Origin of the sequence: Rahnella sp. NRRL B-41462 (assembly GCF_003263525.1) — a bacterium.
Lineage (GTDB): Bacteria > Pseudomonadota > Gammaproteobacteria > Enterobacterales > Enterobacteriaceae > Rahnella > Rahnella aceris.
Map to the genome: position 1 here is coordinate 129,027 of NZ_JYDF01000010.1, position 21,995 is coordinate 151,021.

Below are 21,995 nucleotides of genomic sequence, written 5' to 3' on the forward strand. Positions count from 1 at the left end.
TACGCAAGGAAACAGAATGGCCAAGGCCAAACTTAAATTTCGCCTGCACAGAGCAGCTATCGTATTGATAAGTCTGGCATTATTAGTCATCCTGATGCAAGGCGCATCCTATTTCAGTCTGGGACACCAACTGGCCCGTTCAACGCAGGTGGAACAGCTTGCTCAGACGCTCGCCAGACAGGTGGCGTTTTCCCTCGCGCCACTGATGGACAGCGACAATGATGGCGCTGATATCGCACAAATTTCCACTATTTTGAGTCAGCTTACCGATAGCAGTCGCATTCTTGACGCCAGTGTTTATGAGTCCGACGGTTCTCTGGTGGCGCATGCCGGTGAACAGGTGCCGGTTCGCGACCGTTTGTCGCTGGATGGCAAACGTGCGGGCAGCTACTTCAATCATCAGATTGTGGTGCCGATCGAAGATAAAAACGGTCCGAGCGGATTTTTACGCATTACGCTGGATACGCACGTGCTGGCGACAGAATCCAAACAGGTGGATAACACCACCAACCTGCTGCGTCTGATGATGCTCGCCGCGCTGGGCGTCGGTATTATTCTGGCCCGCACCCTGTTGCAAGGCCGCCGTTCGCGCTGGCAGCAATCTCCGTTCCTGCTGACCGCCAGCAAACCGGTGAAAGAAGATGATGAACAGGAAGAAGAGCCGGATGAATTCGGCCCGCCGCCGGTGCTGAACATTCCCGAGCCGGAATCTGAGGTCGCGCCGGCAAAACCTGCCACCGAAGCGCAAACGAAAGAAGCCGCACAAGCCGCTTACCGCAGCCTGAAACGCAGCAGACCGAAGTGATTCAGGCCAGCCGCTGAATAATTGATGTTAACCCTTCCACCTGCGCCAGCATTCCGCTGGCCAGTTGGCGAAATTCAGGACTGATTGCCATATCGTTTTCTACCTTCCGCCAGAACTCACCCGCCCAATCCTGTGCATTCAACCACTTTTCTTTAGACACTAAAGGGTCGGGCGTTAAGGGTAAGGTTTCACGCCGCATGGTACCGGCGTTGGTCGGTGCAAAAGCCATCGGCAGCATGTCATACACAGGCGATATCGAAAGAGCCTGCTTTAAAGGGTCAATGGCAGGATCGATAAATGACAGATTTCCCTGGTGCATATCGCTGTTGGCGATCAGTTTTCCGAAGGCATAAATCTGCTCAATTTTGTCGACTGTAGCGGCTGTAATGACCTTGCTTTGGCGTAACCGCTGCGCGGTCAAAAACCAGTTGCTGTTTCCTCCGCCAAACTCAGCAGAGACGGCCTCAAGGGAAACCAGCCCGCGACGCCCGCACTCACCTGTCCGGTCAAATCTTTCGACCTCAAGGAAAACCTCGCCCTTTCTGCCGGTAAAAATTTCGGCTGTTGCCGCCGGAATGCCAGCCTCCTGCAAAACGCTTAACGCATGAGCTTCAGAGCGCAGTAAATCGCCCCAGCGGGAGGCGTTTTCATTGACAGCCGGAGGCGAAAATTTAACTAGAACCTGAGAGGCGTCCCGGCCTGCATGTTCTGCATAGCAGCTGAATTTAGGCTGCTCGCCTCCCGCAGATGATCCGACTTCCTCCCCTGCCAGACTTCTCTGTGCCAGCCGTTCATACACCTGAATTTTGTCTTCACGGGGAACGGGAATATCTTCAGGTTTATGAAACCATCGCTGATAGGCCATTTCTCCAATGACAAAATTCCCGACCGTTTCATCCCCCGCTCTTGCGAGAGCCACCAGCGTCTGGGATTCGGTCCACCTTTTAATGTCATCCGGAAAATGCAGGGCAGCGTTAATATCACGTCCCCACGCCCGACCTAAAAAACCCTGAGGCCGCATATCGGTGATAAACCACGGCAGACCGTCGTAAATCAGCGACTGGCCGCTGACAACTTCCACTGCACAACTTTCACCCGGCCAGATGGAATATAGCGTCCCGACCTTTTCGGCATTTCCTGCCTCATTAATTTGGTAAAGCGGGAAGCTCCATTGGCCTTCCAGCGGACGCGGCAGAATATAACGGGTCGAGCGGCTTTGCCCGATTTTGACGATCTCAGGAATTTTAGTCAGCCGCCTTGAGAGCGTTGACTGGGTGATGTGCAGTTGCTCCGTGATCTCTTTTGCCGTCAGACTGCCCTGACGCAGTAAATCTACAAGTTCAGACATGAGCGGCTCAGTGATGAATAGGAAAATGCATAGCTAATAGCATAGATAAAAAATGAAAATAAATCGATATATCCTGAAGATATAAATATGAATACGCAAAAAAATACGAAAAAACGCATAGCAAAACGGGCGCCATCCGGCGCCGTTTTAGTGACTGCAATATTTGCAGAATTTATTCTTTGTCGCCCAGCAGAACGGATTCCAGCGCGATTTCGATCATGTCGTTGAAGGTTGTCTGACGTTCAGCGGCAGTGGTTTGCTCATGCGTACGGATATGGTCGGAAACGGTACAGATGGTCAGTGCTTTCGCACCGAATTCTGCAGCCACGCCGTAGATACCAGCGGCTTCCATTTCCACACCCAGAATGCCGTATTTTTCCATCACGTCGAACATTTGCGGGTCCGGCGTGTAGAACAGGTCAGCGGAGAAGATGTTACCCACGCGGGCATTGATGCCTTTGGCTTTCGCCGCGTCAGCCGCGTTACGCACCATGTCGTAATCGGCAATAGCCGCGTAATCGTGATCTTTAAAACGCATGCGGTTCACTTTGGAATCGGTACAGGCACCCATGCCGATCACGATGTCGCGCAGTTTGATGTCGGCACGCACAGCACCACAAGAACCCACGCGGATGATTTTTTTCACGCCGAATTCAGTGATCAGCTCTTTGGCATAAATTGAGCAGGAAGGAATGCCCATGCCGTGGCCCATCACGGAGATTTTGCGGCCTTTATAGGTGCCGGTGAAACCCAACATGCCACGCACGTCGTTCACCTGCTTAACATCCTGAAGGAAAGTTTCCGCGATGTGCTTGGCGCGAAGCGGATCGCCCGGCATCAGCACGACGTCAGCGAAGTCGCCCATTTCAGCATTAATGTGTGGAGTTGCCATCTTCTTATTCCTTAATCAGCGAGGTGTCATATTCATTATAAAAAACGCGGCCAGTATAAGAGACTGGCCGCGTAAGAAAAGTATCAGAGCATGGATTTGCCGTAATCCATCGGTGACAGGTCGAAGTATTTAGCGACTGTCTGGCCGATGTCCGCGAAGGTTTCACGGTGACCTAATGAACCTGGTTTTACTTTCGGGCCATAGATTAAGACCGGGATGTGCTCACGGGTATGGTCGGTGCCGCGCCAGGTCGGGTCACAACCGTGGTCAGCGGTGAAGATGATGATGTCATCTTCTTTCACCAGTTCCAGCAATTCCGGCATACGGCGGTCAAACAGTTCCAGCGCGGCAGCGTAGCCTGGTACGTCACGGCGGTGGCCGTAAGAGGAGTCGAAATCAACAAAGTTGGTGAAGACGATGGTCTTGTCACCCGCTTCTTTCATCTCTTTGATCGTCGCGTCAAACAACGCATCCAGGCCGGTAGCTTTCACTTTTTTAGTGATACCAACCTGCGCGTAGATGTCAGCGATTTTACCGACAGACACCACATGGCCGTCTTTCTCATCCACCAGCTTTTTCAGGATGGTCGGAGCCGGTGGTTCAACCGCTAAATCATGACGGTTACCGGTACGTTCGAAGTGACCGGCTTTGTCACCGATGAACGGACGGGCAATCACGCGACCAATATTGTAGCCACCTTCAGTCAGCTCTTCACGGGCGATTTCACACAGTTCATACAGGCGATCCAGCCCGAAAGTTTCCTCGTGACAGGCAATCTGGAAGACGGAGTCGGCTGAGGTGTAGAAAATCGGCTTGCCGGTTTTCATGTGCTCTTCGCCCAAATCATCCAGTACCACGGTACCGGAAGAATGGCAGTTGCCGAGATAACCCGGCAGATTAGCGCGCTCAACCAGTTTATCCAGCAGTTCCTGCGGGAAGCTGTTGGTCGTGTCACTGAAGTAGCCCCAGTCAAACAGAACCGGCACACCGGCGATTTCCCAGTGGCCTGATGGGGTGTCCTTACCGGAAGACAGTTCGCTGGCATAAGCATACGCCCCGGTAATTTCAGCATTACCGTCCATGCCGTCAGGAATTTTACCGGTAGATTCTTCCGCAGCTTTCGCCAGCCCCAGACGGGTCAGGTTAGGCAGATTCAGAGGGCCTTTGCGGCCTTTGTCCGCATCGCCACGCGCACAGGCAGCTGCGATATGGCCCAGCGTGTCAGAACCGGCATCGCCAAAGCGCTCGGCATCTTCACTGGCACCGATACCGAATGAGTCTAACACCATGATAAATGTACGTTTCATTTTGCTCTCCTGCGAATGGTTACGCATTGGGTCACGCGGAACTGCCGCGCACCTGATCAATCTTAAATGGGGGCGATTTGGCCTGAAATCAAGCGTTACCACCGATCCGGCGGTAAACCACCGACGTGCTTTCCGGCGCTTTGTCGCTCAGGACAATGGCCGCACGCACTTCCTGCGCCGCCTGCTGCCAGGCCGCTTCACTGTTCGCGTGGATCATCGCCAGTGGCTGACGGGTATCCACTTGCTGGCCAAGCTGCGCCATATGGGTCAGACCGACGCTGTAGTCGATAGCATCGCTGGCGCGGCGACGTCCGCCACCCAGTGAAACGACGGCCATGCCCAGCGCACGGGTGTCCATCGCGCTGACAATCCCGTTGCCTTCGGCGTAAACCGGTTTGCTCAGCGTGGCCTGTTGCAGATAACGATCGTAATTCTCGATGAAATCGGTTGGGCCTTTCTGGGCGGCAATCATGCGGCCAAAGACTTCTGCGGCTTTGCCGTTATCCAGCACGGCCTGCAACTGACTGCGGGCGTCGGCGTCATCTTTTGCCAGCCCGCCGGACAGCAGCATTTCAACACAGAGCGCCATTGTCACTTCCAGCAGACGCGGATTCCGGTATTCACCCGTCAGGAAGCGCACGGCTTCGCGCACTTCCACCGCATTCCCTGCGCTGGATGCCAGCACCTGATTCATGTCGGTCAGCAGCGCCGTGGTTTTACAACCTGCGCCATTGGCCACATCGACAATCGCCTGCGCCAGATCTTCGGATAGCTGGTAAGTCGGCATGAAGGCCCCGGAGCCGACTTTGACGTCCATCACTAACGCATCCAGGCCTTCGGCCAGTTTTTTGGCGAGAATCGAAGCGGTGATCAGCGGGATAGAATCGACAGTTGCGGTGATATCACGTGTCGCATAGAAACGCTTATCCGCCGGAGCCAGCGAGCTGGTCTGGCCGATAATTGCCACGCCGACATCCTGAATGATGCGGCGAAAACGGCTGTCATCCGGGAAAATATCGAAGCCTGGGATGGCTTCAAGTTTATCCAGCGTACCGCCGGTATGACCGAGGCCGCGGCCGGAAATCATCGGCACATAACCGCCGCATGCCGCTACCATCGGCCCCAGCATCAGGGACGTCACGTCACCCACACCGCCGGTCGAATGTTTATCAACGATCGGGCCGTTGAGGTTGAGCGATTTCCAGTCCAGTACGGTACCGGAGTCACGCATTGCCATGGTCAGCGACACACGCTCATTCATGGTCATATCATTGAAATAGATAGTCATTGCCAGCGCGGCAATCTGGCCTTCTGAAACCTGACTGTCGCGAATACCATTAACAAAGAAACGAATTTCTTCATCGCTTAAAGGCTGACCGTCACGTTTTTTACGAATAATTTCTTGTGCGAGAAACAAGGTATCCCCCTGCCTGAGCTGAACGCTAAATGTAGATGCGAATACCGGACGCTGTAAAACAGCGCCACGGTATTGGCATAACAACAGTGATTAGTAGCTGCTGGTGGCTTTCTGGCCAGCGTGACCGAGAGTGGTGAGCAGGCTTGCCAGCAGACTGGATGCGCCGAAACGGAAGTGACGTGCGTCAGCCCATTCGCGGCCCAGCAGGCGATCAGCCAGTGCCAGATATTGCGCAGCGTCTTCAGCGGTTTTCACGCCACCGGCCGGTTTAAAACCGACAGCTTTGCCCACGCCCATCTCAGCAATCACGCTCATCATCAACTCAGCGCTGTGCAGCGTGGCGTTTTCTGGCACTTTACCGGTAGAGGTTTTGATGAAGTCAGCGCCTGCGTTGATGGCGATTTCAGAGGCTTTGCGGATCAGCGCATCCTGCTTCAGCTCACCGGTTTCGATGATCACTTTCAGCAGCACATTGGCAGCCGCACAGGCTTCTTTGCACTGTTTCACCATCTCAAAACCAATCTGCTCGTTACCGGCGATCAGCGCGCGGTACGGGAAGACCACGTCAACTTCATCGGCACCGTAAGCAATTGCCGCGCGGGTTTCTGCCAGCGCAATCTCAAGATCGTCATTACCGTGCGGGAAGTTGGTGACGGTGGCAATACGGATGTCCGGCGTGCCTTGTTCGCGCAGGGTTTTACGGGCAACAGGAATAAAACGAGGATAAATACAGACAGCAGCGGTGTTACCTGCCGGGCTTTTCGCCTGATGACAAAGCGCGATCACTTTTGCATCAGTGTCGTCTTCGTTCAGGGTGGTTAAATCCATCAGGTTCAGCGCACGTTGCGCTGCGGCGGTTAAATCGGTCATATAACTCTCCAACAATTTTCAATTCCAGCGACCGGCCGGGACTGAGCATACAGTCATGAATTCGTTCCGGCGTTTAACGTCGGCAAGAGAATTCTGCACGTTGGCGAGCGGACTTGGTTCCTTGAAGATAGCGTGCGTAAGCGGCGTGGAACGGCTTACGTGGCAACTGAGATCCTTCTCACCGCGCTTGGACTGGCTGACGCCAGTTCGTTGTGACTATTTGAACACGTCACATCAGGTTCCTGTGTGCATTATTTCACACAAAATGAAAACCGATTGCAACGTTGCTTGGCTAAATGAGACCTTGGTCACAATTCTTAGCCCTTATGCTCAGTATTCGACCCTTAATAAGAGTGTATACCCGAATCATGACAAACGGAGTTCGGGTGGCCACACCGCGATCACCAACCGGCGATCTTACGAGCAATGTTATAATAATAACATTTTAAAGAGAAATGAAATCGCAATACGCCAGAAACCCTTTCTGGAAAGGTTTCTATACGTCAGGGTAAATGTTATTTAAATCACAAAATTAAAATTTCGACGGTTTACCGGGAAGGGAGATTAAAGATGCGGCGGGTATTGTCGAGCAGTGCAAGAGCAATCTGTTCCGGCGTTTCACTGCGCAGGCTGCACAGAATGTCGAACACGATTGCCGCCCGTTCCGGGCGATTAGGCTGCCCCTGAAACCCCTGCAACGGCATATCCGGCGCATCGGTTTCCAGCAACAATGACGAAAGCGGTAATTCTGCCATCACATGACGGGTTTTCTGCGCGCGTTCGTAGCTGATAGTGCCACCCACGCCTATCGCAAAACCCAGTTTGATAAACGCCTGCGCCTGAGAAAGACTGCCTGCAAATCCGTGCACTACCCCGGTTGCCGGCAGTTTTGCCTGACGCAGCAGCGCCGCCAGCTGATCGTGGCTGCGACGGGAGTGCAGGATCACCGGCAACATCTCACGCTTTGCCAGCGCGAACTGCGCTTTCAGCAACCGCTGTTGTTGCTCAAACTTCGGCGCTTCCATGTATAAATCCAGGCCGATTTCCCCGACTGCCACCAGGCGTGGATCCCGCTGGCTGAGCAGTGAATCCAGTAAATCCAGACAACTGTCTTTATGTTCGGCGATATAAAGCGGATGCAAGCCCAGCGCGGCGTGCAATTGCGGGAATTTTTCGGTCAGAGTGAGAATGCCGTTGAAACGGTCAGACGTGACCGCCGGAACAATAATCTGCCCTACACCAGCTTCTGCAGCGAGGCGCAGGCTTTCCGTTTCCGCGCCGGTAAACGGCGGAAAATCGAAATGACAATGCGTATCGACGAAGGTGAAACTCACAGATTTTCGCCCTCACTGGACGGATAATTTTCTGATGACGCCGGACTTTCCGGTGGCGGCATGTCTGAGGATGCGTGCTGCGGTTGCGGCGCACTGACCACGTTGTCTTTAAATGCTGCCGGACGCACCATACCGCCGTCGGCGACCATATCCGTCAACACGGCTGGATCCAGAATGATTTGCTCAACCGTACTGACCGAAGCAGCCAGCGGGATCACATTTTCCGGTTCATCCTGCGGCACGATAACCTGTTTTGGCTGGCGGAATATCCGTGGTTCGATTTGCGGATGAGGGCGCTCGTTTTCACGCGGTAACAGCCAGTGTGCCGCAGCAGAAAGGAAGTACCGTCCGCAGCGACGGCCAAGATGGTAATCCTGATTAAGCGCAGGCAGACGACTGCCAAGCGCGTGGCTGGCCAGCGGTTTTGGCGGGAAGATTTCGAAAATACGCACATCGTCCGGCGGATTCTCAATAAATTGCTGAATGCGGTGATAACTTTCTTCGTGGTGCTGCATCATGCGCACCAGTTGTTGCAGGCTGCTTTCACTCAGCCATTGTTCCATGCGCTTCATCCATTGCGGCGTATAGAACATCGCCGAAGGCACGGTACGGATGACCACAATGGTATCCGCGCCACGGCGGTACGCTTCTTCAACCGGGATCGCGTCACTGATGCCTCCGTCCTGATAGCTGACACCATCCAGATCCACACCCATGCGGTAAAAGCCCGGAATAGCACTTGAGGCTTTGATCACGGGTAGCCAGTTTTCCCGCGTCGGCGAGAAATAATTGGCCGCATAATCATCACTGCGACAGGCGCACATCAGGAATTCCCGGCCGTCGATCAAAAGCTTTTCAGCACTGTCCATCGCCAGCGGCATGTTTTTAGCCGTTTCTTCAACCAGCCAGTCGAGATCGATAAGATGTCCGCCGCGCACAAAACGCAGCGGGTTGAAAAAGTCAGGGCTGGTGGTGTAGCGGGTGATCACCCTTCTGGCATAGCCGGGCTGCCCGCAGACGAAAGCAGAGAGATTTTGCGCACCCGCAGAGGTGCCCAGATATAAATCAAAGGGATTGAAACGCGCGCGCTGAAACTCATCCAGCACGCCTGACGTAAAAATGCCTCTCTGCCCGCCGCCTTCGCACACCAGGGCAATCTTCCCCGGCATATAGGGTTTGTACGCCAGCGGTTCTATATTCCCCAGCGTGACAGGTATTCTGTATCCCAACGCATCGTCCTCACGCAAATGGCCCCACTCAGTTGGCCTTCATTTCAGAGCATACCTCGTCTTCCTGCTTTGCGTAGATTTCTTGCCAAAATCGGGCGACAAAATCGTTACGTCCTGTTAACGGCCAGATTGTACACATAAAAGAATCGCCCCCTTCAGTGAAGGGGGCGATGTCATTAATTAACACATTTTGGCATCACTGGAATGATGCGGTCAGAGTCGTTTACGACCGGTAAACAGGCTGACAAGAAACAGAATGATACCGACTACGAAGACGATTTTTGCAGCCCAGGCCGCTGTACCCGCCAAACCACCAAAACCGAGAGCCGCCGCGATCAACGCGATGATTAGAAAAATAATGCCCCAACGAAACATAAGCTTCTCCTTTACCCTATTTTCACTTTGCCATTTTAAAAGGTTGTGCCCCGCTTCGGGCCGGACTCATTGTGAAACATTTGCCTTATGACGCTTTATCAACCGGCAGCATGCCGGTAACAAAAAATGCTTACCTAATAAAGGTAGTCGAAAAATGAAAGTCTTAGCGTTTCCGACACAATATTTTTCCGACCGCAGGCAAATCTCGTCCAACACAAATCTTCAGCGGGCAACGTAAATGTAATTATGTGTTATTCAAAAAATGAAGCGCCCTGCCCGTGGGAAGGCGCTTCGTACAACAGACAGAGCACGTGATCGTTACGGTGCGACTTTCAGGTCATTTTTGACGCTTTTCACGCCATCAACGGTTTTCGCAACGCTTTCAGCACGGTCAGACTGTGCCTGATCTTTCACTGCGCCTGAGAGCTGTACCACGCCGTCGGTCGTTTCGACTTTCACGTTACGTGACGGGACAATGTCATCCGCCAGCAATTTGGCTTTTACAGAAGCCGTGGTCGCGCTGTCACCGGCATAGGCTTTAACGCTTTGATCTTTGCTGTCTTTGGTATGCAGTTTGTCGCTGACGGATTTAACACCTTCAACTTTGGTTGCCGCAGCAACAGCCTGCTCGGCTTCAGCCTGCGAACCGACAAAACCACTCAGCGTAACAACACCGGAATTCGTCGTGACGGAAATATCGCTACTTTTAATGGCTTTATCATCTACCAGAGCACTTTTCACTTTCGCGGTGATAGCGCTGTCGCCCATGTAGTTATCAACTTTCTTCATGGAACTATCGATTTTTGCACCTGCGCTATCTGTAGTCGTCGTTGCTGCCAGAGCGCTACCGCTCATCAGTGCGGTACCCAGAACTACGGCCATCATTGAATAGGCAAATTTAGAATTTTTCATCGATTTCTTCCTTTTGGTTTATGAGCCTTGTTGCGACTCTGCACGCCACATTCTTGGTGACGCCTTATAACAAATTGTATTGCTGCTGTTTTTACTTCCGTTGTAGCAGAGTACATCGTTTTATTCTGGCTTTTAATCACCATCCGACATAACTCTCTATTGAGTGACTTTAAAGTAGTGCTTTAAGCCACCCTGTCCTGAACACACATTTAATATAGTCAAGAATGTTCAGATTAGTAGGGAGATCGTCGAATATGGCCTCTAATGCAGACAAGTCCGAAGGTTTACGCCAAAATTTGCGCAAAATATCGGCATATTGATAACAAAGCGTAAGATCCGGAAGGGTATCAGATAAAAAAATGGCTCCCTTTACAGGAGCCATTGGAAAATTATTGCGTTAGAAATCAGTCTTCGGTGGTGAAATTACTGTTTATCCCACGCATCCTGCCAGTTAGTGCCGGTCGCAGGAGCATACGCCCAGGCCGCCTGATTACACCAACCGGAGTATGGGAAAGGCTTACATTGATAGATGCCACCGTCACTGCCTAATACCCGGGTTCCCGCGACGTATTTCTCACTACTTTGCGGATAAACATACTCATAATCCCCTGCCGCTGTTTTGGCTTTCACCAGAATCGTGGTCGTTGCGGTATCGGTTAAACCGGTGTTATCAGTGACGGTCACGTCGACAGTAAAGCGCGTATCAACTGTTACTTGTGGTGCATTGATCACTTCAGTGTTGGATGCTGCCCCCTGAGCCGGTGCGACTGGCAATCCAGCCGGATTAGTCCACTGATAATGTAAATCAGCAGCCTGCGTATCCGGATCTGTCACTTTTGCTGTCAGCGTCAGCGATTCACCTGAAGTCACGGTATACGTGGATTCAAGGGTAACGGACGGTGCAACAGGCTTAGATGCATCAATCACATTCACGCTGGTTTGCGCTGTGGTGCTGCCTTCGCCGTCACTCACGGTCAGCGAGAAGGTATACACCGCATTGGTCACCGGTTGCGCCACGCTGAATGTCGCTTTTGCCGCGTCGCTGTTTTGCAGCGTCACTGCTGGCCCGGAAACTTGCTTCCACTGATACGTCAGGGTGTCGCCTTCTTTATCGGTGCTGGCTGAACCGTCAAGCGTGATAACAGCGGTTCCATTAACCTGCTGAGCAATACCGGCATTAGCGACCGGCGGCGTATTGGTTTCTACCGGTGCCGGTGAACCGCTGGTGATTGGCGCAAAGATTTCGCTGTAAGCGTACATCGGAGCCTGTTCCGGCGTCATACCACTGTGTTCCGCAGAAACTTGCCCTGAAACACCCGGCTGATCACGCGCCACAGACCACGCACCGATCATACCCAGGCCATAATCTTTTGCCTGCTGATAAACCAGACGCGCATCGGAAAGATAGAACACTTCTCCCTGCACATCGTTATAGCCAATCATCGGCGTTGTCCCCAGCATGGCGTAAACCTGTGCGGCGCTCTTCTCAGGGTATAAACCTTTCACCTGAGTGAACAGATTATCGATGGCAGAAGTGGCACATTTACCGTGAATATTCTGACCTTCAGTGTTGGCTGACTGGCATTGTACGTTGCCGTAATCCATCGCCATCACGTTAATCCCGGTCAGCACGACGCCCTGATCTTTGGCATCCTGCAACACTTCCATCCCTTCATGGGTTAAACCGGTTGGCAGAACAGGCAGGGTATACCAGACACCGATGTGACGGCCTTCGGCAGCCCAGCGATCCTGTACTAATTTGACGGCGGCATTGCGGCGCTGAATAGATTCTTTATCAGCCAGCCAGTTTCCTTCGATATCGAAGTCAAGCACCTGCAGGTTCAGGTTTTCGACAATGTCATAATAATGCTGTTGCAGATCATTCACGTTATTACAGGCTGCGGCCAGAGGCGCATTGTTCGCGCCGCCGATCGACACCATGATATCGCCGCCTGCTTCACGTAATGCTTTGATTTTGCTGTATTGCGCGTAGTTGGTAACACTGTAAGCGGTGCCCCACGTCGGTACACAGGTGTTAGCATCTTTAGCGACCATAAAGGCCATGGTGAAGTGGTTAACGTTCTGGTTTTTCGCCAGACCGACAAGGTCAGGCTGCATATTTAAGGTGAAATCGACATAAGGCGCATAGAACTGAGCAGGCCACGGATTTTTCGGCGTACCCACGCGCTCTTTCGTGCCGCTCCAGTCCATATACACAGCCCACGGTGAAACATCGTCAGGTTTAACTTTCTGAACTATTACAGAAGACTGATAATTTTTGCCGTTATATTTCACTAATGAATTAGCAGGATATAAGGTATCGATATTCAGCGTTGGCGCGTTATCAATTTGATCCTGAGAGTAGGTTTGAACCGGACCTAGAGGTTTCCACGGATGGCCATTATTTCCGTCCGGGTTCTGATTAGCCGTCAGCGACGGATCATTATTAATGGTGTAAAACAGAGCTTCATACATAACTCCGTCTTTCTGAACTTTATCGCCCTGATTATAGGTTGCACTGCTGCTCCAGACCGGCGTCGGTGCATACACTACCCACGGGTTATTTTCTGCTGGTGCGAAACTGTGAGCCGGCGTTGGTTTAGACGTTTTGTATGTCATGCCATTTGCCAGAACAATATCACCGGCTAAATAATCACGACTGCTGTCATAATCGACATAATTATTCTGCGTGCCGTCGCCGGCAATCTCACAAACGGTCGGGTTGCCATATTGGCTCATTTCAGTCGCAGATGCGTCGCGCACCTTACGCCAAGGGTTGGCACCTTGATCTTGTTCCGCTGTGCCCGGGCAGTTTGTCGCACCGACCCACCAGGCATTTGAGTAAACACTGCCGTCAAAGATGACTTCAAAGGTGTCACCCCCTTCCTGTCCGTTCCAGGCTTCAAGGGCAAAAGCGCTGGCTGAAGCCATCGTCAAACCGGCAACACAGAGCATCTGTGTGATTTTATTCATTCTCATAACTACATTCCTTATATATATATCATTGCCATGGCGGGATATTCATAGAATACATATATGTTTCGCGAGAAAACCTATTGTAATTCCTGTGAAATTAAGACTTTTGTTACTATTTCATAAACAAAAAATATTAATTACCCCCAAAACATATTAAATAAATATGAGGTAACTTATTCACCGCACATAATGGCATATCTATTAAGGAATGGACTCATCTAAACATAACTAATCGCACTAATAATTAAAATTAAGATTATTTAATAAGTCAGGTATATTTTTCATCAAAAGGCATACAAATATATAATAAGTACTCTGCCTTAACAAAATAAATTAATATATGTTTTATTAATGCAAAATTAAGAAACAATAAAAAAGGCGACATCAAAGTCGCCTTTTCAGAAACAGGAATGAATTAATGTTCGCGTGTTTTACGGAATTTCACTTCAGGATAACGTTCTGAAGCCAGATTCAGGTTCACCATAGTGGGTGCGATATATGCTAAGTTATCGCCGCCATCCAGCGCGAGGTTGGTTTCGTTCTTGCGTTTAAATTCTTCGAATTTCTTCACGTCGCTACACTCCACCCAGCGGGCGGTCGAGACATTCACCGATTCGTAAATCGCTTCCACGTTGTATTCGCTTTTCAGACGCGCCACGACCACTTCAAACTGCAGCACGCCGACCGCTCCGACAATCAAATCGTTGTTGGCGATTGGGCGGAAGACCTGTACCGCGCCTTCTTCTGAAAGCTGTACCAGCCCTTTCAGCAACTGTTTCTGTTTCAGCGGGTCACGCAGGCGGATACGACGGAACAGTTCAGGGGCAAAGTTAGGAATGCCAGTGAACTTCATGTTCTCACCCTGAGTAAAGGTGTCGCCAATCTGAATTGTGCCGTGGTTGTGCAGACCGATGATGTCGCCCGGATAGGCTTCTTCAACGTGTGAACGGTCACCGGCCATAAAGGTCAGGGCATCGGAAATCACGACGTCTTTACCCGTACGCACCTGACGCAGCTTCATGCCTTTTTCATATTTGCCGGATACCACACGCATGAACGCCACGCGGTCACGGTGTTTCGGGTCCATGTTGGCCTGAATTTTAAACACGAAACCTGTGAATTTCTCATCATCAGCTTTCACTTCGCGCAGGTCAGTTTTACGTGGCATCGGCGCAGGAGCCCAGTCCACCAGACCATCAAGCATATGGTCGACACCAAAGTTACCGAGCGCGGTACCGAAGAATACCGGCGTCAGCTCACCTTGCAGGAAAGCTTCGTGATCGAATTCATGTGATGCACCCTGCACCAGTTCCAGCTCATCACGAAGTTGCGCAGCCAGATCTTCGCCGACGGCAACATCCAGCTCCGGATTGTTCAGGCCTTTGACCACGCGAACTTCCTGGATGGTGTGACCTTTACCGGTCTGATACAGATACACTTCGTCTTTATAAAGGTGGTAAACCCCTTTGAACAATTTACCGCAGCCGATCGGCCAGGTAATCGGAGAACAAGCGATCTTCAGCTCGCGCTCCACTTCGTCCATTACTTCCATCGGATCGCGGATATCGCGGTCGAGTTTGTTCATAAAAGTCAGGATCGGCGTATCGCGCAGACGGGTCACTTCCATCAGCTTACGGGTACGATCCTCGACACCTTTTGCGGCGTCGATAACCATCAGACAGCAGTCAACGGCAGTCAGGGTACGGTAGGTATCTTCGGAGAAGTCTTCGTGCCCCGGGGTGTCGAGCAGATTAACCAGACACTGTTTGTACGGGAACTGCATCACGGACGTGGTGATGGAAATACCACGTTGTTTTTCCATTTCCATCCAGTCGGATTTGGCGTGATGGCTGGAGCCACGGCCTTTTACAGTGCCAGCTGTTTGAATGGCCTGTCCGAATAACAGAACCTTTTCGGTAATGGTCGTTTTACCGGCATCGGGGTGAGAGATGATGGCAAATGTGCGGCGCTTAGCCACTTCAAGGGCGTATTCACTTGGAGACATGTTTTTCACGTTTCTGCGGTTGGTCCGCCCTGCATAGGATTCACATCACGTCAGAAGGTGACGTCAGGCAAAGCGGTAATAAAAGTTATAGCCGGCTATTTTCACTGATTTAGACGGGATGGGCAATCAATGGTTTTTTTGTGTGGTGTGACTAAGAGAGCGCTTTAGAAACGGAAGTCGGTTGAAAGTGCGGCCCAGTGTTCTTGCAGAACTATTTTATGTTCTTCAAGCATCGGTAACTCCGTAAGCAAATCTGGCCAGCATTTACGCGCAATTTCAATGGCTTCATCAAGATGCACTTCAACGGCAGACCATGGTACACCAATTCTTTCAGCCCAGCGCTTGAAGGTCTGCATATTAATCACACTCCATCGTTTTTCTTTTGCCATATTCAAAGCCACACCATCTTCCCTCTTAACATAGGGTTTGGTAGAAACAATGTCATAGGCAGGTGAAAGGACAGCGTCCACTCGATTGGGGTAGATCACCGTCCAGTTTTTTAGATGGGCATCCCCATTCGCCACTAAAATGTTCGCCAACATCCGGCGCGCCATCTGCTGAATATCGATGATTCCTCCTGCACCGACTCTATAAAGAGCACGACCAATATCGTCGTAGCTATAGCCCTTATATTTATTCCGCGCATGAACCTGAAAAATCTGTGCAAAATCCTCAGTATGCACGCGCCCTTCGTCCGTGCGGTCAAAGCGACGAATCGCGTAAGCATAAGGCTCATCAGGTAAAGGGATATCAGGTAAATTGACCAAATTTCGGAGCTCGACAAGCTTAATCTCAGGGATATTGACACCGATTACCTGCGCTAATTTCATCGCACTAAATTCATTCTCAGGCACTGCACGATGTGCCGTTGACGGTGTTTTGATAATCCAACTGTCTCCCCCGACAGCCGTACTCACGTTGAAACGGCCATCTTGTCGTAATGCAGAGAACTTCATCTGAACACCTGCCAGAGAAAATTTGTCGGTGCTATGCAAAACATCAATTTGAACGGCTTCCAGTTTGTCGCCACGAGATGTCAGCGCCCAGCCAGGTATTTCGCCCCCCTTAAGTGGCACGGCGGTTATCCCACCGGGCAGGTTATTACCGGCATAGGCCAGTAATGGGAACTCATCGTCATGATGGACTTTCAACGTCAACGCCATCCATTCTCGCAATGCGCCTTCTGACAACAAATTTGAAAGAACCGGGGGAAGCTTGTGAAAACTGATAAGCGGCTTATTGAGATATTCTGCCCGCACTTTTTGCGTCAATGTAAAAACGGGACGCTGACTGATGGGTAGTTCAAGATACTCCGGGGCAAAAGATAGGATATTTCGGCTGCCCGCATAATGTGCTAAAACCCCTACACACTGCTCATCAAGATACAGTGCTAAAGCCTCGACTGACTCCACCAGCTTCTCCATGTTTACTCCTTTAAATCACTTAAGATGTCATCCCAATCATTGTTAAGACTCTCTGGCTCCGGCTCAGATGGGCGGTTACCGTTACTAATTGTCGAATCAAGCAGCTCTTTAATCTCTTGTACACGCTGACGCGGCACCAACATGAGTTCCAGCTCCATGCCTTCCAGGATCCTCAGTAACGTTGAAAGACGGGGATCCGCACCCGCTTCAATTTTCTGATACTGCTGCTGAGTCATACCCGTTCTCATACGCATATCTTGTTGGCTCAGCCCTAACTGCCGGCGCCTTTGTTTTAATAAGGTCGGCAATTCATTGAGAGTTCTCATTAGCTATCTCCTGACAGACTACTTACAACAAAATAGCTGTTTTTCGGGTTATTTAACAACACATTAATTGTAATAATTAAAATTTACACTTAATTTGCTGTAAATAATCCTAATTACAACTCTTTAACTGTAAATATAATGAATTACACCTTTTTAATTGTAATTTTGGCGGAATACAACTAATTGGATGTAAATAGTATAAATTACAGTAAATGAGATGTTGTTACGGTATCACCCCAGCGGCAGCGCCATCATGATGGCATCTTCGCGGCCTTGTGCGGCGGGATAGTAATTACGGCGAATGGAAAGTTCATTAAAACCGAGACTTTCATAGAGCGCGATCGCTTTGGCGTTGGAGGCACGAACTTCAAGCCATAATGTAAAAACATCTTTCTGTTCAAGTTGTTGTATCACTTCTTCCAGCAACGTACGGCCTAAGCCCTGACGCTGAAAAGCCGGATCGATAGCGATATTAAACAGTGTGGCTTCGTCGAGAACAATTTGAGTGATCGCAAAACCAGCCATCACTTCGCCCTGCATGATTTTGAGATTCAGATAGCGTTCGCCCTGATTGCTGGCAAGCGTATTTTCAGTCCACGGAAAGGCATGGCTGGCTTGTTCGATGGCGAATGCGCGGGGAAGATCAGCGGGCGTCAGGATAGAAATGTTGTTCATTTTCACAGATCTGCTGCCAGAGCGCGCGTTTGGCGCCGGCGTCTTGATAGAGTGCGGCCAGGGCCGGACTGGAGAGCTGCGGGCCAGTGAGAGTCAGCGGTTCGCTTACCCCCAGTCGCCAGATATTGCAGCGGGTATCTTCAGGTAACATAGTGACCTGTTCAGGCGTCAGGCGGTAAACTTCTGATTCTTTTAGCGTCAGGCTGCGCAAAACATCGCTGACCAGCGGATCATCTTCTGCTGGCGGAACGGCGGCGACGATCAGCAATTTAGTTCCCGCGGGCAGACTGACTGCCACTTCGCCTTGTAATACAGCAGGCCGGCGCAGCGTCCACTGGGTAATGCCCAGCTGTTGTAATAATGTATCTCGTCTGGATGCCATGCCTGATCCCTGCCGGTTGAAGTGCGAAAAGCCCGGCTATGCTAGCAAACACATCGAACATGCGCCAATAAAGCTCGATTACTCAATCAGAGACGAAGAGTATATAATCCCGCGTTCATTCCTGAGGAGCCTCACCCTGATGTCTGCATTAACTCCGGCCAGTGAAGTCATACTGCGCCATAGCGAAGAATTTGAAGGCCGCCGCGTCCTGTTCGCCGGTGACTTACAAGACAGCCTGCCAGCTGAAATTGACGCCGAAGAAGTTCGCGTCCACACCAATATGTATCACCACTGGCAGATGCTCAGCAAAGCGCTGGGAGATAACGTTCAGTTTGGCTTAGTTGCTGATGCTGAATTCATCGCGCCGTGTGATGTGCTCGTCTATTACTGGCCAAAGAGCAAACTGGAAGCGAAATTCCAGCTGTTCAACTTACTGTCACACTTACCGGTCGGCATTGATGTGTTTGTCATCGGTGAAAACCGCAGTGGCGTTCGCAGCGGGGAAACCACGCTGGAAGGCCTGTGCGAACTGAGTAAAGTCGACAGTGCACGTCGTTGCGGTTTGTACCATGGCCGTCTGGAAAAGCAGCCTGAGTTTGATGCTGACGGCTGGTGGGATCAGTACATGGTCGAAGAAGTGACCATAAAAACCCTGCCGGGTGTATTCAGCCGTGAAGGTCTGGACAGCGGAAGTCTGTTGCTGATCAATAGTTTCGAAGAGCCGGTTAAAGGTAAAGTGCTGGATGTTGCCTGTGGTGCCGGGGTACTGGCCTCGGTACTGGCCATGTACTCGCCGAAGATGAAAATCACGCTAAGTGATGTGAGTGCGGCCGCTATCGAAGCCAGCCGCGCCACACTGGCGGCAAACGATCTGCCGGGCGAAGTCATTGCCAGCAACGTCTATTCCGACATTGCCGGGCGTTTCGATATGATCATCTCCAACCCGCCATTCCATGAAGGTCTGCAAACCAGTCTGACAGCGGCGGAGCAATTGATCCGTGGTGCGGTAAGCCATCTGAACATCGGCGGCGAACTGCGCATTGTGGCGAACGCCTTCCTGCCTTATGCCGCCCTGCTTGATGACGCCTTTGGCAGCCACGAAGTGCTGGCACAAAACGGCCGCTTCAAAGTGTACCGGGCCGTACGTGGACGTCCGCCGCGCGATCTGAAAAAGAAAAAACGTTAATCAGTCAGACGTTGAGGAAACGCATCAGTTCCGCGTTGTAGCGATCACCCGCTGCCACGCGGAAAGGAAACACTGCTTCGATCGTCGCGATTTCGGCTTCACTCAGGGAGACATCAAGCGCGGCGATGTTTTCCTCAAGATAATGACGATGTTTGGTGCCAGGGATCGGCACTATGTTATCGCTTTGCGATAATACCCACGCCAGCGCCAGCTGCGAGGGTTTCACCCCTTTCTCTTGCGCCAGTTCACTGATTTTCTCCGCCAGTTGCAGATTTTTCGCGAAGTTGTCCCCCTGAAAACGCGGGCTGTCGCGGCGGTAATCATCCAAATCCAGATCGTCCACTGAACGGATTTGTCCGGTCAGAAAACCCCGACCCAGCGGGCTGTAAGGCACAAAACCAATCCCCAGACGCTCACACGCCGGTAAAATATCGGCTTCCACATCACGTGACCAGAGCGAATATTCGGTTTGCAGCGCGGTGACCGGATGCACTTTATGCGCCCGTTCCAGAATGCTCACAGGCACTTCGCTCAGCCCGATATAACGGATCTTGCCTTCCCGCACCAGATCGGAGAGCGCGCCGATGGTTTCTTCGACCGGCACCGTCGGATCCGGACGGTGCTGATAATAGAGGTCGATAACGTCGGTCCCCAGACGCTTCAGGCTGCCTTCTACTGATTTGCGGACATAGTCCGGATGGCCGTTTGTACCCCGCACCTGCGGATGGGACGGATCACGCACAATACCGAATTTGGTGGCTAAAAAAACCTGATTGCGACGCCCTTTCAGGAAACGCCCCAGCAGTTCTTCATTGGTATGCGGGCCATACATGTCGGCGGTATCCAGCATCGTGACGCCCAGTTCCAGCGCACGCTCCAGCGTTGCCATCGATTCTTTATCATCCAGACCGGTGGTATAGAAGTCGCTCATGCCCATGCAACCCAGCCCCAGCGCTGACACCATCGGACCCTTTTTACCCAGCTGACGTTGTTTCATCGGATTTTCCTTATGACACAGAGAGGAGAAGTAACGGGATAAAGTTTGGTTGTTCTTTCAGGAAAGATAAATCAGCGAAAACGTGCAACACTGTTCATAAATCGCAAACAATCATTGAGAACAGTATGGATCAAATTCAGGCGATGAAAATCTTCATCCGCATTGCCGAACTGGAAAGTTTCAGCCGGGCTGCGGAAGATCTTAATGTGCCACGCGCCACGGTCAGTACGACCCTGAAACGTCTGGAACAGCGACTGGGTGTCCGCTTGTTTCTGCGCACGACACGGCAGGTCAAAATCACCGATGAAGGCAAAATCTATTATCAACGCTGCCTGCAATTGATCTCAGCGCTGGAAGAATCTGACGCCCTGTTTGCGCATCACAAAAACCAGCCCGCTGGCATTGTCCGCATCGACATGCCGCATTCTCTGGCACGCGTGATGGTGATCCCCGCGCTGCCGACGTTTTACCAGCGCTATCCGCAGATAACCCTGAGTGTCAGTGCCAATGACAACGCCATCAATCTGCTCGATCAGGGGGTGGATTGCGTGGTGCGTGCATGGCCTTCGGAAGATGACAATCTGCAGTCGCGCCATCTGACAGACCTGAAACAAATCACCTGCGCATCGCCGGAATATTTAGCCAAATTTGGTACGCCGCAGACACCGGAAGATCTCACCGCACATCACGCCGTGGGCTATTTTTTTGCCCATCAGCGGGCAGATTCACATCTGGAATTCGTGACAGACGGAAAGATCGAAAAGCGACAACTTGCCAGCACGCTGACCGTCAGCGGCGCCGATGCGTACGTCGCCGCCGCAAAAGCGGGTTTTGGGCTGATTCAGGCCTCGGAACTGGCCATGACGCAGGAACTGGCACAGGGCGAACTGGTGGAAGTACTGCATCAGCATCTTCCGCCGCCAATGCCGCTGTACATTATGTATCCGCCCGGCCGCTTCCTGGCCCCGAGGATCCGCGTGCTGCTGGACTGGCTTATCGCGCTGTTTTCCAGCCCTGCTGACCCGGTGTGTAAGAACCTCATTATGGGAAAAATCGTTGATTAAACCATCGATTAACCTGACGACGTTCTGAGACATTGAACCATTCACCACGAATATGCTGTTTTTTACATCAAACGTCCGAAATGGGGGAAATAACTATTGACGCCTGTGGGAAAATCTCTAGAATTCGCCCCCGTGGTTGTGTTACTTGCTGATGACATTCCGATGAATGCGTCAACACAGTAATCAATTGGAACGCGATGGTGGCGGAATTGGTAGACGCGCTAGCTTCAGGTGTTAGTGTCCTTTGGATGTGAGGGTTCGAGTCCCTCCCTTCGCACCACTCCGGTGATATAAATCGAATCCAGCAGTAAGCAGAAATCATCTGTGCGATGGTGGCGGAATTGGTAGACGCGCTAGCTTCAGGTGTTAGTGTCCTTACGGACGTGAGGGTTCAAGTCCCTCTCTTCGCACCACGTGATTCTGTTCCTCAGTTTTTCCTTCCTGCAATACTTCTTTCAGTTTCAAAAAATA

19 protein-coding genes and 2 tRNA genes are annotated in these 21,995 nt (G+C 51.4%); 5 read left to right on the top strand and 16 right to left on the bottom strand.

The annotated features are described in order from the left end of the window. Nucleotides 1-16 precede the first annotated feature (16 nt). Complete coding sequence (locus UC14_RS04065) at nt 17-805, top strand: YtjB family periplasmic protein (protein WP_013577096.1); 789 nt, start codon at nt 17-19, stop codon at nt 803-805. A 1-nt stretch (nt 806) separates the two neighbouring features. On the opposite strand, the gene yjjJ is transcribed toward UC14_RS04065, so the two are convergent. From yjjJ to UC14_RS04140, 15 genes are all read right to left on the bottom strand, one after another. Continuing rightward, nucleotides 807-2,153 carry a type II toxin-antitoxin system HipA family toxin YjjJ gene (gene yjjJ, locus UC14_RS04070; protein WP_112197257.1) on the bottom strand — a complete coding sequence of 449 codons (1,347 nt, stop codon included), beginning with the start codon at nt 2,151-2,153 and terminating at the stop codon, nt 807-809. A 172-nt stretch (nt 2,154-2,325) separates the two neighbouring features. Continuing rightward, nucleotides 2,326-3,045, bottom strand: a complete 720-nt coding sequence (deoD, locus tag UC14_RS04075; protein WP_013577098.1) for a purine-nucleoside phosphorylase — start codon at nt 3,043-3,045, stop codon at nt 2,326-2,328. A gap of 83 nt (nt 3,046-3,128) precedes the next feature. After that, on the bottom strand, nt 3,129-4,352 hold the full coding sequence (gene deoB / locus UC14_RS04080) for a phosphopentomutase (RefSeq protein ID WP_013577099.1): 1,224 nt from the start codon (nt 4,350-4,352) through the stop codon (nt 3,129-3,131). An 88-nt stretch (nt 4,353-4,440) separates the two neighbouring features. Then, on the bottom strand, nt 4,441-5,769 hold the full coding sequence (gene deoA / locus UC14_RS04085; RefSeq protein ID WP_112151011.1) for a thymidine phosphorylase: 1,329 nt from the start codon (nt 5,767-5,769) through the stop codon (nt 4,441-4,443). Nucleotides 5,770-5,859: 90 nt separating this feature from the next. Beyond that, nucleotides 5,860-6,639 (bottom strand): deoxyribose-phosphate aldolase, encoded by a 780-nt coding sequence (deoC, locus tag UC14_RS04090; RefSeq protein WP_013577101.1) that lies wholly within the window; start codon nt 6,637-6,639, stop codon nt 5,860-5,862. Between the two features lie 548 nt (nt 6,640-7,187). Further along, complete coding sequence (locus tag UC14_RS04095; RefSeq protein WP_015690484.1) at nt 7,188-7,973, bottom strand: TatD family hydrolase; 786 nt, start codon at nt 7,971-7,973, stop codon at nt 7,188-7,190. Next, nucleotides 7,970-9,142 carry a patatin family protein gene (locus UC14_RS04100; RefSeq protein WP_370447451.1) on the bottom strand — a complete coding sequence of 391 codons (1,173 nt, stop codon included), beginning with the start codon at nt 9,140-9,142 and terminating at the stop codon, nt 7,970-7,972. The genes UC14_RS04095 and UC14_RS04100 overlap by 4 nt, the downstream gene beginning before the upstream one ends. A gap of 273 nt (nt 9,143-9,415) precedes the next feature. Next, nucleotides 9,416-9,577 (bottom strand): DUF1328 domain-containing protein, encoded by a 162-nt coding sequence (locus UC14_RS04105; RefSeq protein WP_013577105.1) that lies wholly within the window; start codon nt 9,575-9,577, stop codon nt 9,416-9,418. Between the two features lie 318 nt (nt 9,578-9,895). Beyond that, complete coding sequence (gene osmY / locus UC14_RS04110; RefSeq protein WP_013577106.1) at nt 9,896-10,489, bottom strand: molecular chaperone OsmY; 594 nt, start codon at nt 10,487-10,489, stop codon at nt 9,896-9,898. A gap of 423 nt (nt 10,490-10,912) precedes the next feature. Further along, nucleotides 10,913-13,468: a glycosyl hydrolase family 18 protein gene (locus UC14_RS04115; protein WP_112197259.1), complete on the bottom strand. Its 2,556-nt coding sequence runs from the start codon at nt 13,466-13,468 to the stop codon at nt 10,913-10,915. 412 nt (nt 13,469-13,880) lie between these two features. Continuing rightward, complete coding sequence (prfC, locus tag UC14_RS04120) at nt 13,881-15,470, bottom strand: peptide chain release factor 3 (protein WP_013577108.1); 1,590 nt, start codon at nt 15,468-15,470, stop codon at nt 13,881-13,883. Nucleotides 15,471-15,634: 164 nt separating this feature from the next. Next, the gene (locus UC14_RS04125; protein WP_112151014.1) at nt 15,635-16,894 is read right to left on the bottom strand and encodes a type II toxin-antitoxin system HipA family toxin; all 1,260 of its coding nucleotides are present in this window, start codon (nt 16,892-16,894) and stop codon (nt 15,635-15,637) included. A 2-nt stretch (nt 16,895-16,896) separates the two neighbouring features. Continuing rightward, on the bottom strand, nt 16,897-17,220 hold the full coding sequence (locus UC14_RS04130) for a helix-turn-helix domain-containing protein (protein WP_013577110.1): 324 nt from the start codon (nt 17,218-17,220) through the stop codon (nt 16,897-16,899). A gap of 231 nt (nt 17,221-17,451) precedes the next feature. Beyond that, nucleotides 17,452-17,895, bottom strand: coding sequence for a ribosomal protein S18-alanine N-acetyltransferase (rimI, locus tag UC14_RS04135; RefSeq protein ID WP_013577111.1), 444 nt, complete (start codon nt 17,893-17,895; stop codon nt 17,452-17,454). Next, the gene (locus UC14_RS04140; protein WP_112197260.1) at nt 17,864-18,277 is read right to left on the bottom strand and encodes a DNA polymerase III subunit psi; all 414 of its coding nucleotides are present in this window, start codon (nt 18,275-18,277) and stop codon (nt 17,864-17,866) included. The genes rimI and UC14_RS04140 overlap by 32 nt, the downstream gene beginning before the upstream one ends. A 139-nt stretch (nt 18,278-18,416) precedes the next feature. On the opposite strand from UC14_RS04140, the gene rsmC reads away from it, so the two are divergent. After that, nucleotides 18,417-19,463: a 16S rRNA (guanine(1207)-N(2))-methyltransferase RsmC gene (gene rsmC / locus UC14_RS04145; protein ID WP_013577113.1), complete on the top strand. Its 1,047-nt coding sequence runs from the start codon at nt 18,417-18,419 to the stop codon at nt 19,461-19,463. Nucleotides 19,464-19,467: 4 nt separating this feature from the next. Here the strand turns inward: rsmC and UC14_RS04150 are convergent, their stop codons facing one another. Then, nucleotides 19,468-20,460 carry an aldo/keto reductase gene (locus tag UC14_RS04150; RefSeq protein ID WP_112197261.1) on the bottom strand — a complete coding sequence of 331 codons (993 nt, stop codon included), beginning with the start codon at nt 20,458-20,460 and terminating at the stop codon, nt 19,468-19,470. 125 nt (nt 20,461-20,585) lie between these two features. Here UC14_RS04150 and UC14_RS04155 point away from each other — a divergent pair, with 125 nt between their 5' ends. The 3 genes from UC14_RS04155 to UC14_RS04165 all read left to right on the top strand — a co-directional run bounded on the left by UC14_RS04155 (nt 20,586) and on the right by UC14_RS04165 (nt 21,937). Then, nucleotides 20,586-21,524 (top strand): LysR family transcriptional regulator, encoded by a 939-nt coding sequence (locus UC14_RS04155; protein WP_013577115.1) that lies wholly within the window; start codon nt 20,586-20,588, stop codon nt 21,522-21,524. A gap of 194 nt (nt 21,525-21,718) precedes the next feature. Further along, nucleotides 21,719-21,804: transfer RNA gene (locus tag UC14_RS04160), tRNA-Leu, on the top strand. Nucleotides 21,805-21,850: 46 nt separating this feature from the next. After that, nucleotides 21,851-21,937 (top strand) — tRNA-Leu (locus tag UC14_RS04165). Nucleotides 21,938-21,995: the final 58 nt, after the last annotated feature.

Bases quoted from the DNA above. Each gene is read 5' to 3' on its own strand.
- UC14_RS04150 (WP_112197261.1), bottom strand. From the start codon at position 20,460: ATGAAACAACGTCAGCTGGGTAAAAAGGGTCCGATGGTGTCAGCGCTG.
- UC14_RS04130 (WP_013577110.1), bottom strand. From the start codon at position 17,220: ATGAGAACTCTCAATGAATTGCCGACCTTATTAAAACAAAGGCGCCGG.
- deoD (WP_013577098.1), bottom strand. From the start codon at position 3,045: ATGGCAACTCCACACATTAATGCTGAAATGGGCGACTTCGCTGACGTC.
- UC14_RS04105 (WP_013577105.1), bottom strand. From the start codon at position 9,577: ATGTTTCGTTGGGGCATTATTTTTCTAATCATCGCGTTGATCGCGGCG.
- UC14_RS04155 (WP_013577115.1), top strand. From the start codon at position 20,586: ATGGATCAAATTCAGGCGATGAAAATCTTCATCCGCATTGCCGAACTG.
- rsmC (WP_013577113.1), top strand. From the start codon at position 18,417: ATGTCTGCATTAACTCCGGCCAGTGAAGTCATACTGCGCCATAGCGAA.
- yjjJ (WP_112197257.1), bottom strand. From the start codon at position 2,153: ATGTCTGAACTTGTAGATTTACTGCGTCAGGGCAGTCTGACGGCAAAA.
- UC14_RS04115 (WP_112197259.1), bottom strand. From the start codon at position 13,468: ATGAGAATGAATAAAATCACACAGATGCTCTGTGTTGCCGGTTTGACG.
- UC14_RS04140 (WP_112197260.1), bottom strand. From the start codon at position 18,277: ATGGCATCCAGACGAGATACATTATTACAACAGCTGGGCATTACCCAG.
- rimI (WP_013577111.1), bottom strand. From the start codon at position 17,895: ATGAACAACATTTCTATCCTGACGCCCGCTGATCTTCCCCGCGCATTC.
- deoB (WP_013577099.1), bottom strand. From the start codon at position 4,352: ATGAAACGTACATTTATCATGGTGTTAGACTCATTCGGTATCGGTGCC.
- osmY (WP_013577106.1), bottom strand. From the start codon at position 10,489: ATGAAAAATTCTAAATTTGCCTATTCAATGATGGCCGTAGTTCTGGGT.
- UC14_RS04125 (WP_112151014.1), bottom strand. From the start codon at position 16,894: ATGGAGAAGCTGGTGGAGTCAGTCGAGGCTTTAGCACTGTATCTTGAT.
- prfC (WP_013577108.1), bottom strand. From the start codon at position 15,470: ATGTCTCCAAGTGAATACGCCCTTGAAGTGGCTAAGCGCCGCACATTT.
- deoC (WP_013577101.1), bottom strand. From the start codon at position 6,639: ATGACCGATTTAACCGCCGCAGCGCAACGTGCGCTGAACCTGATGGAT.
- UC14_RS04065 (WP_013577096.1), top strand. From the start codon at position 17: ATGGCCAAGGCCAAACTTAAATTTCGCCTGCACAGAGCAGCTATCGTA.
- UC14_RS04100 (WP_370447451.1), bottom strand. From the start codon at position 9,142: ATGCCGGGGAAGATTGCCCTGGTGTGCGAAGGCGGCGGGCAGAGAGGC.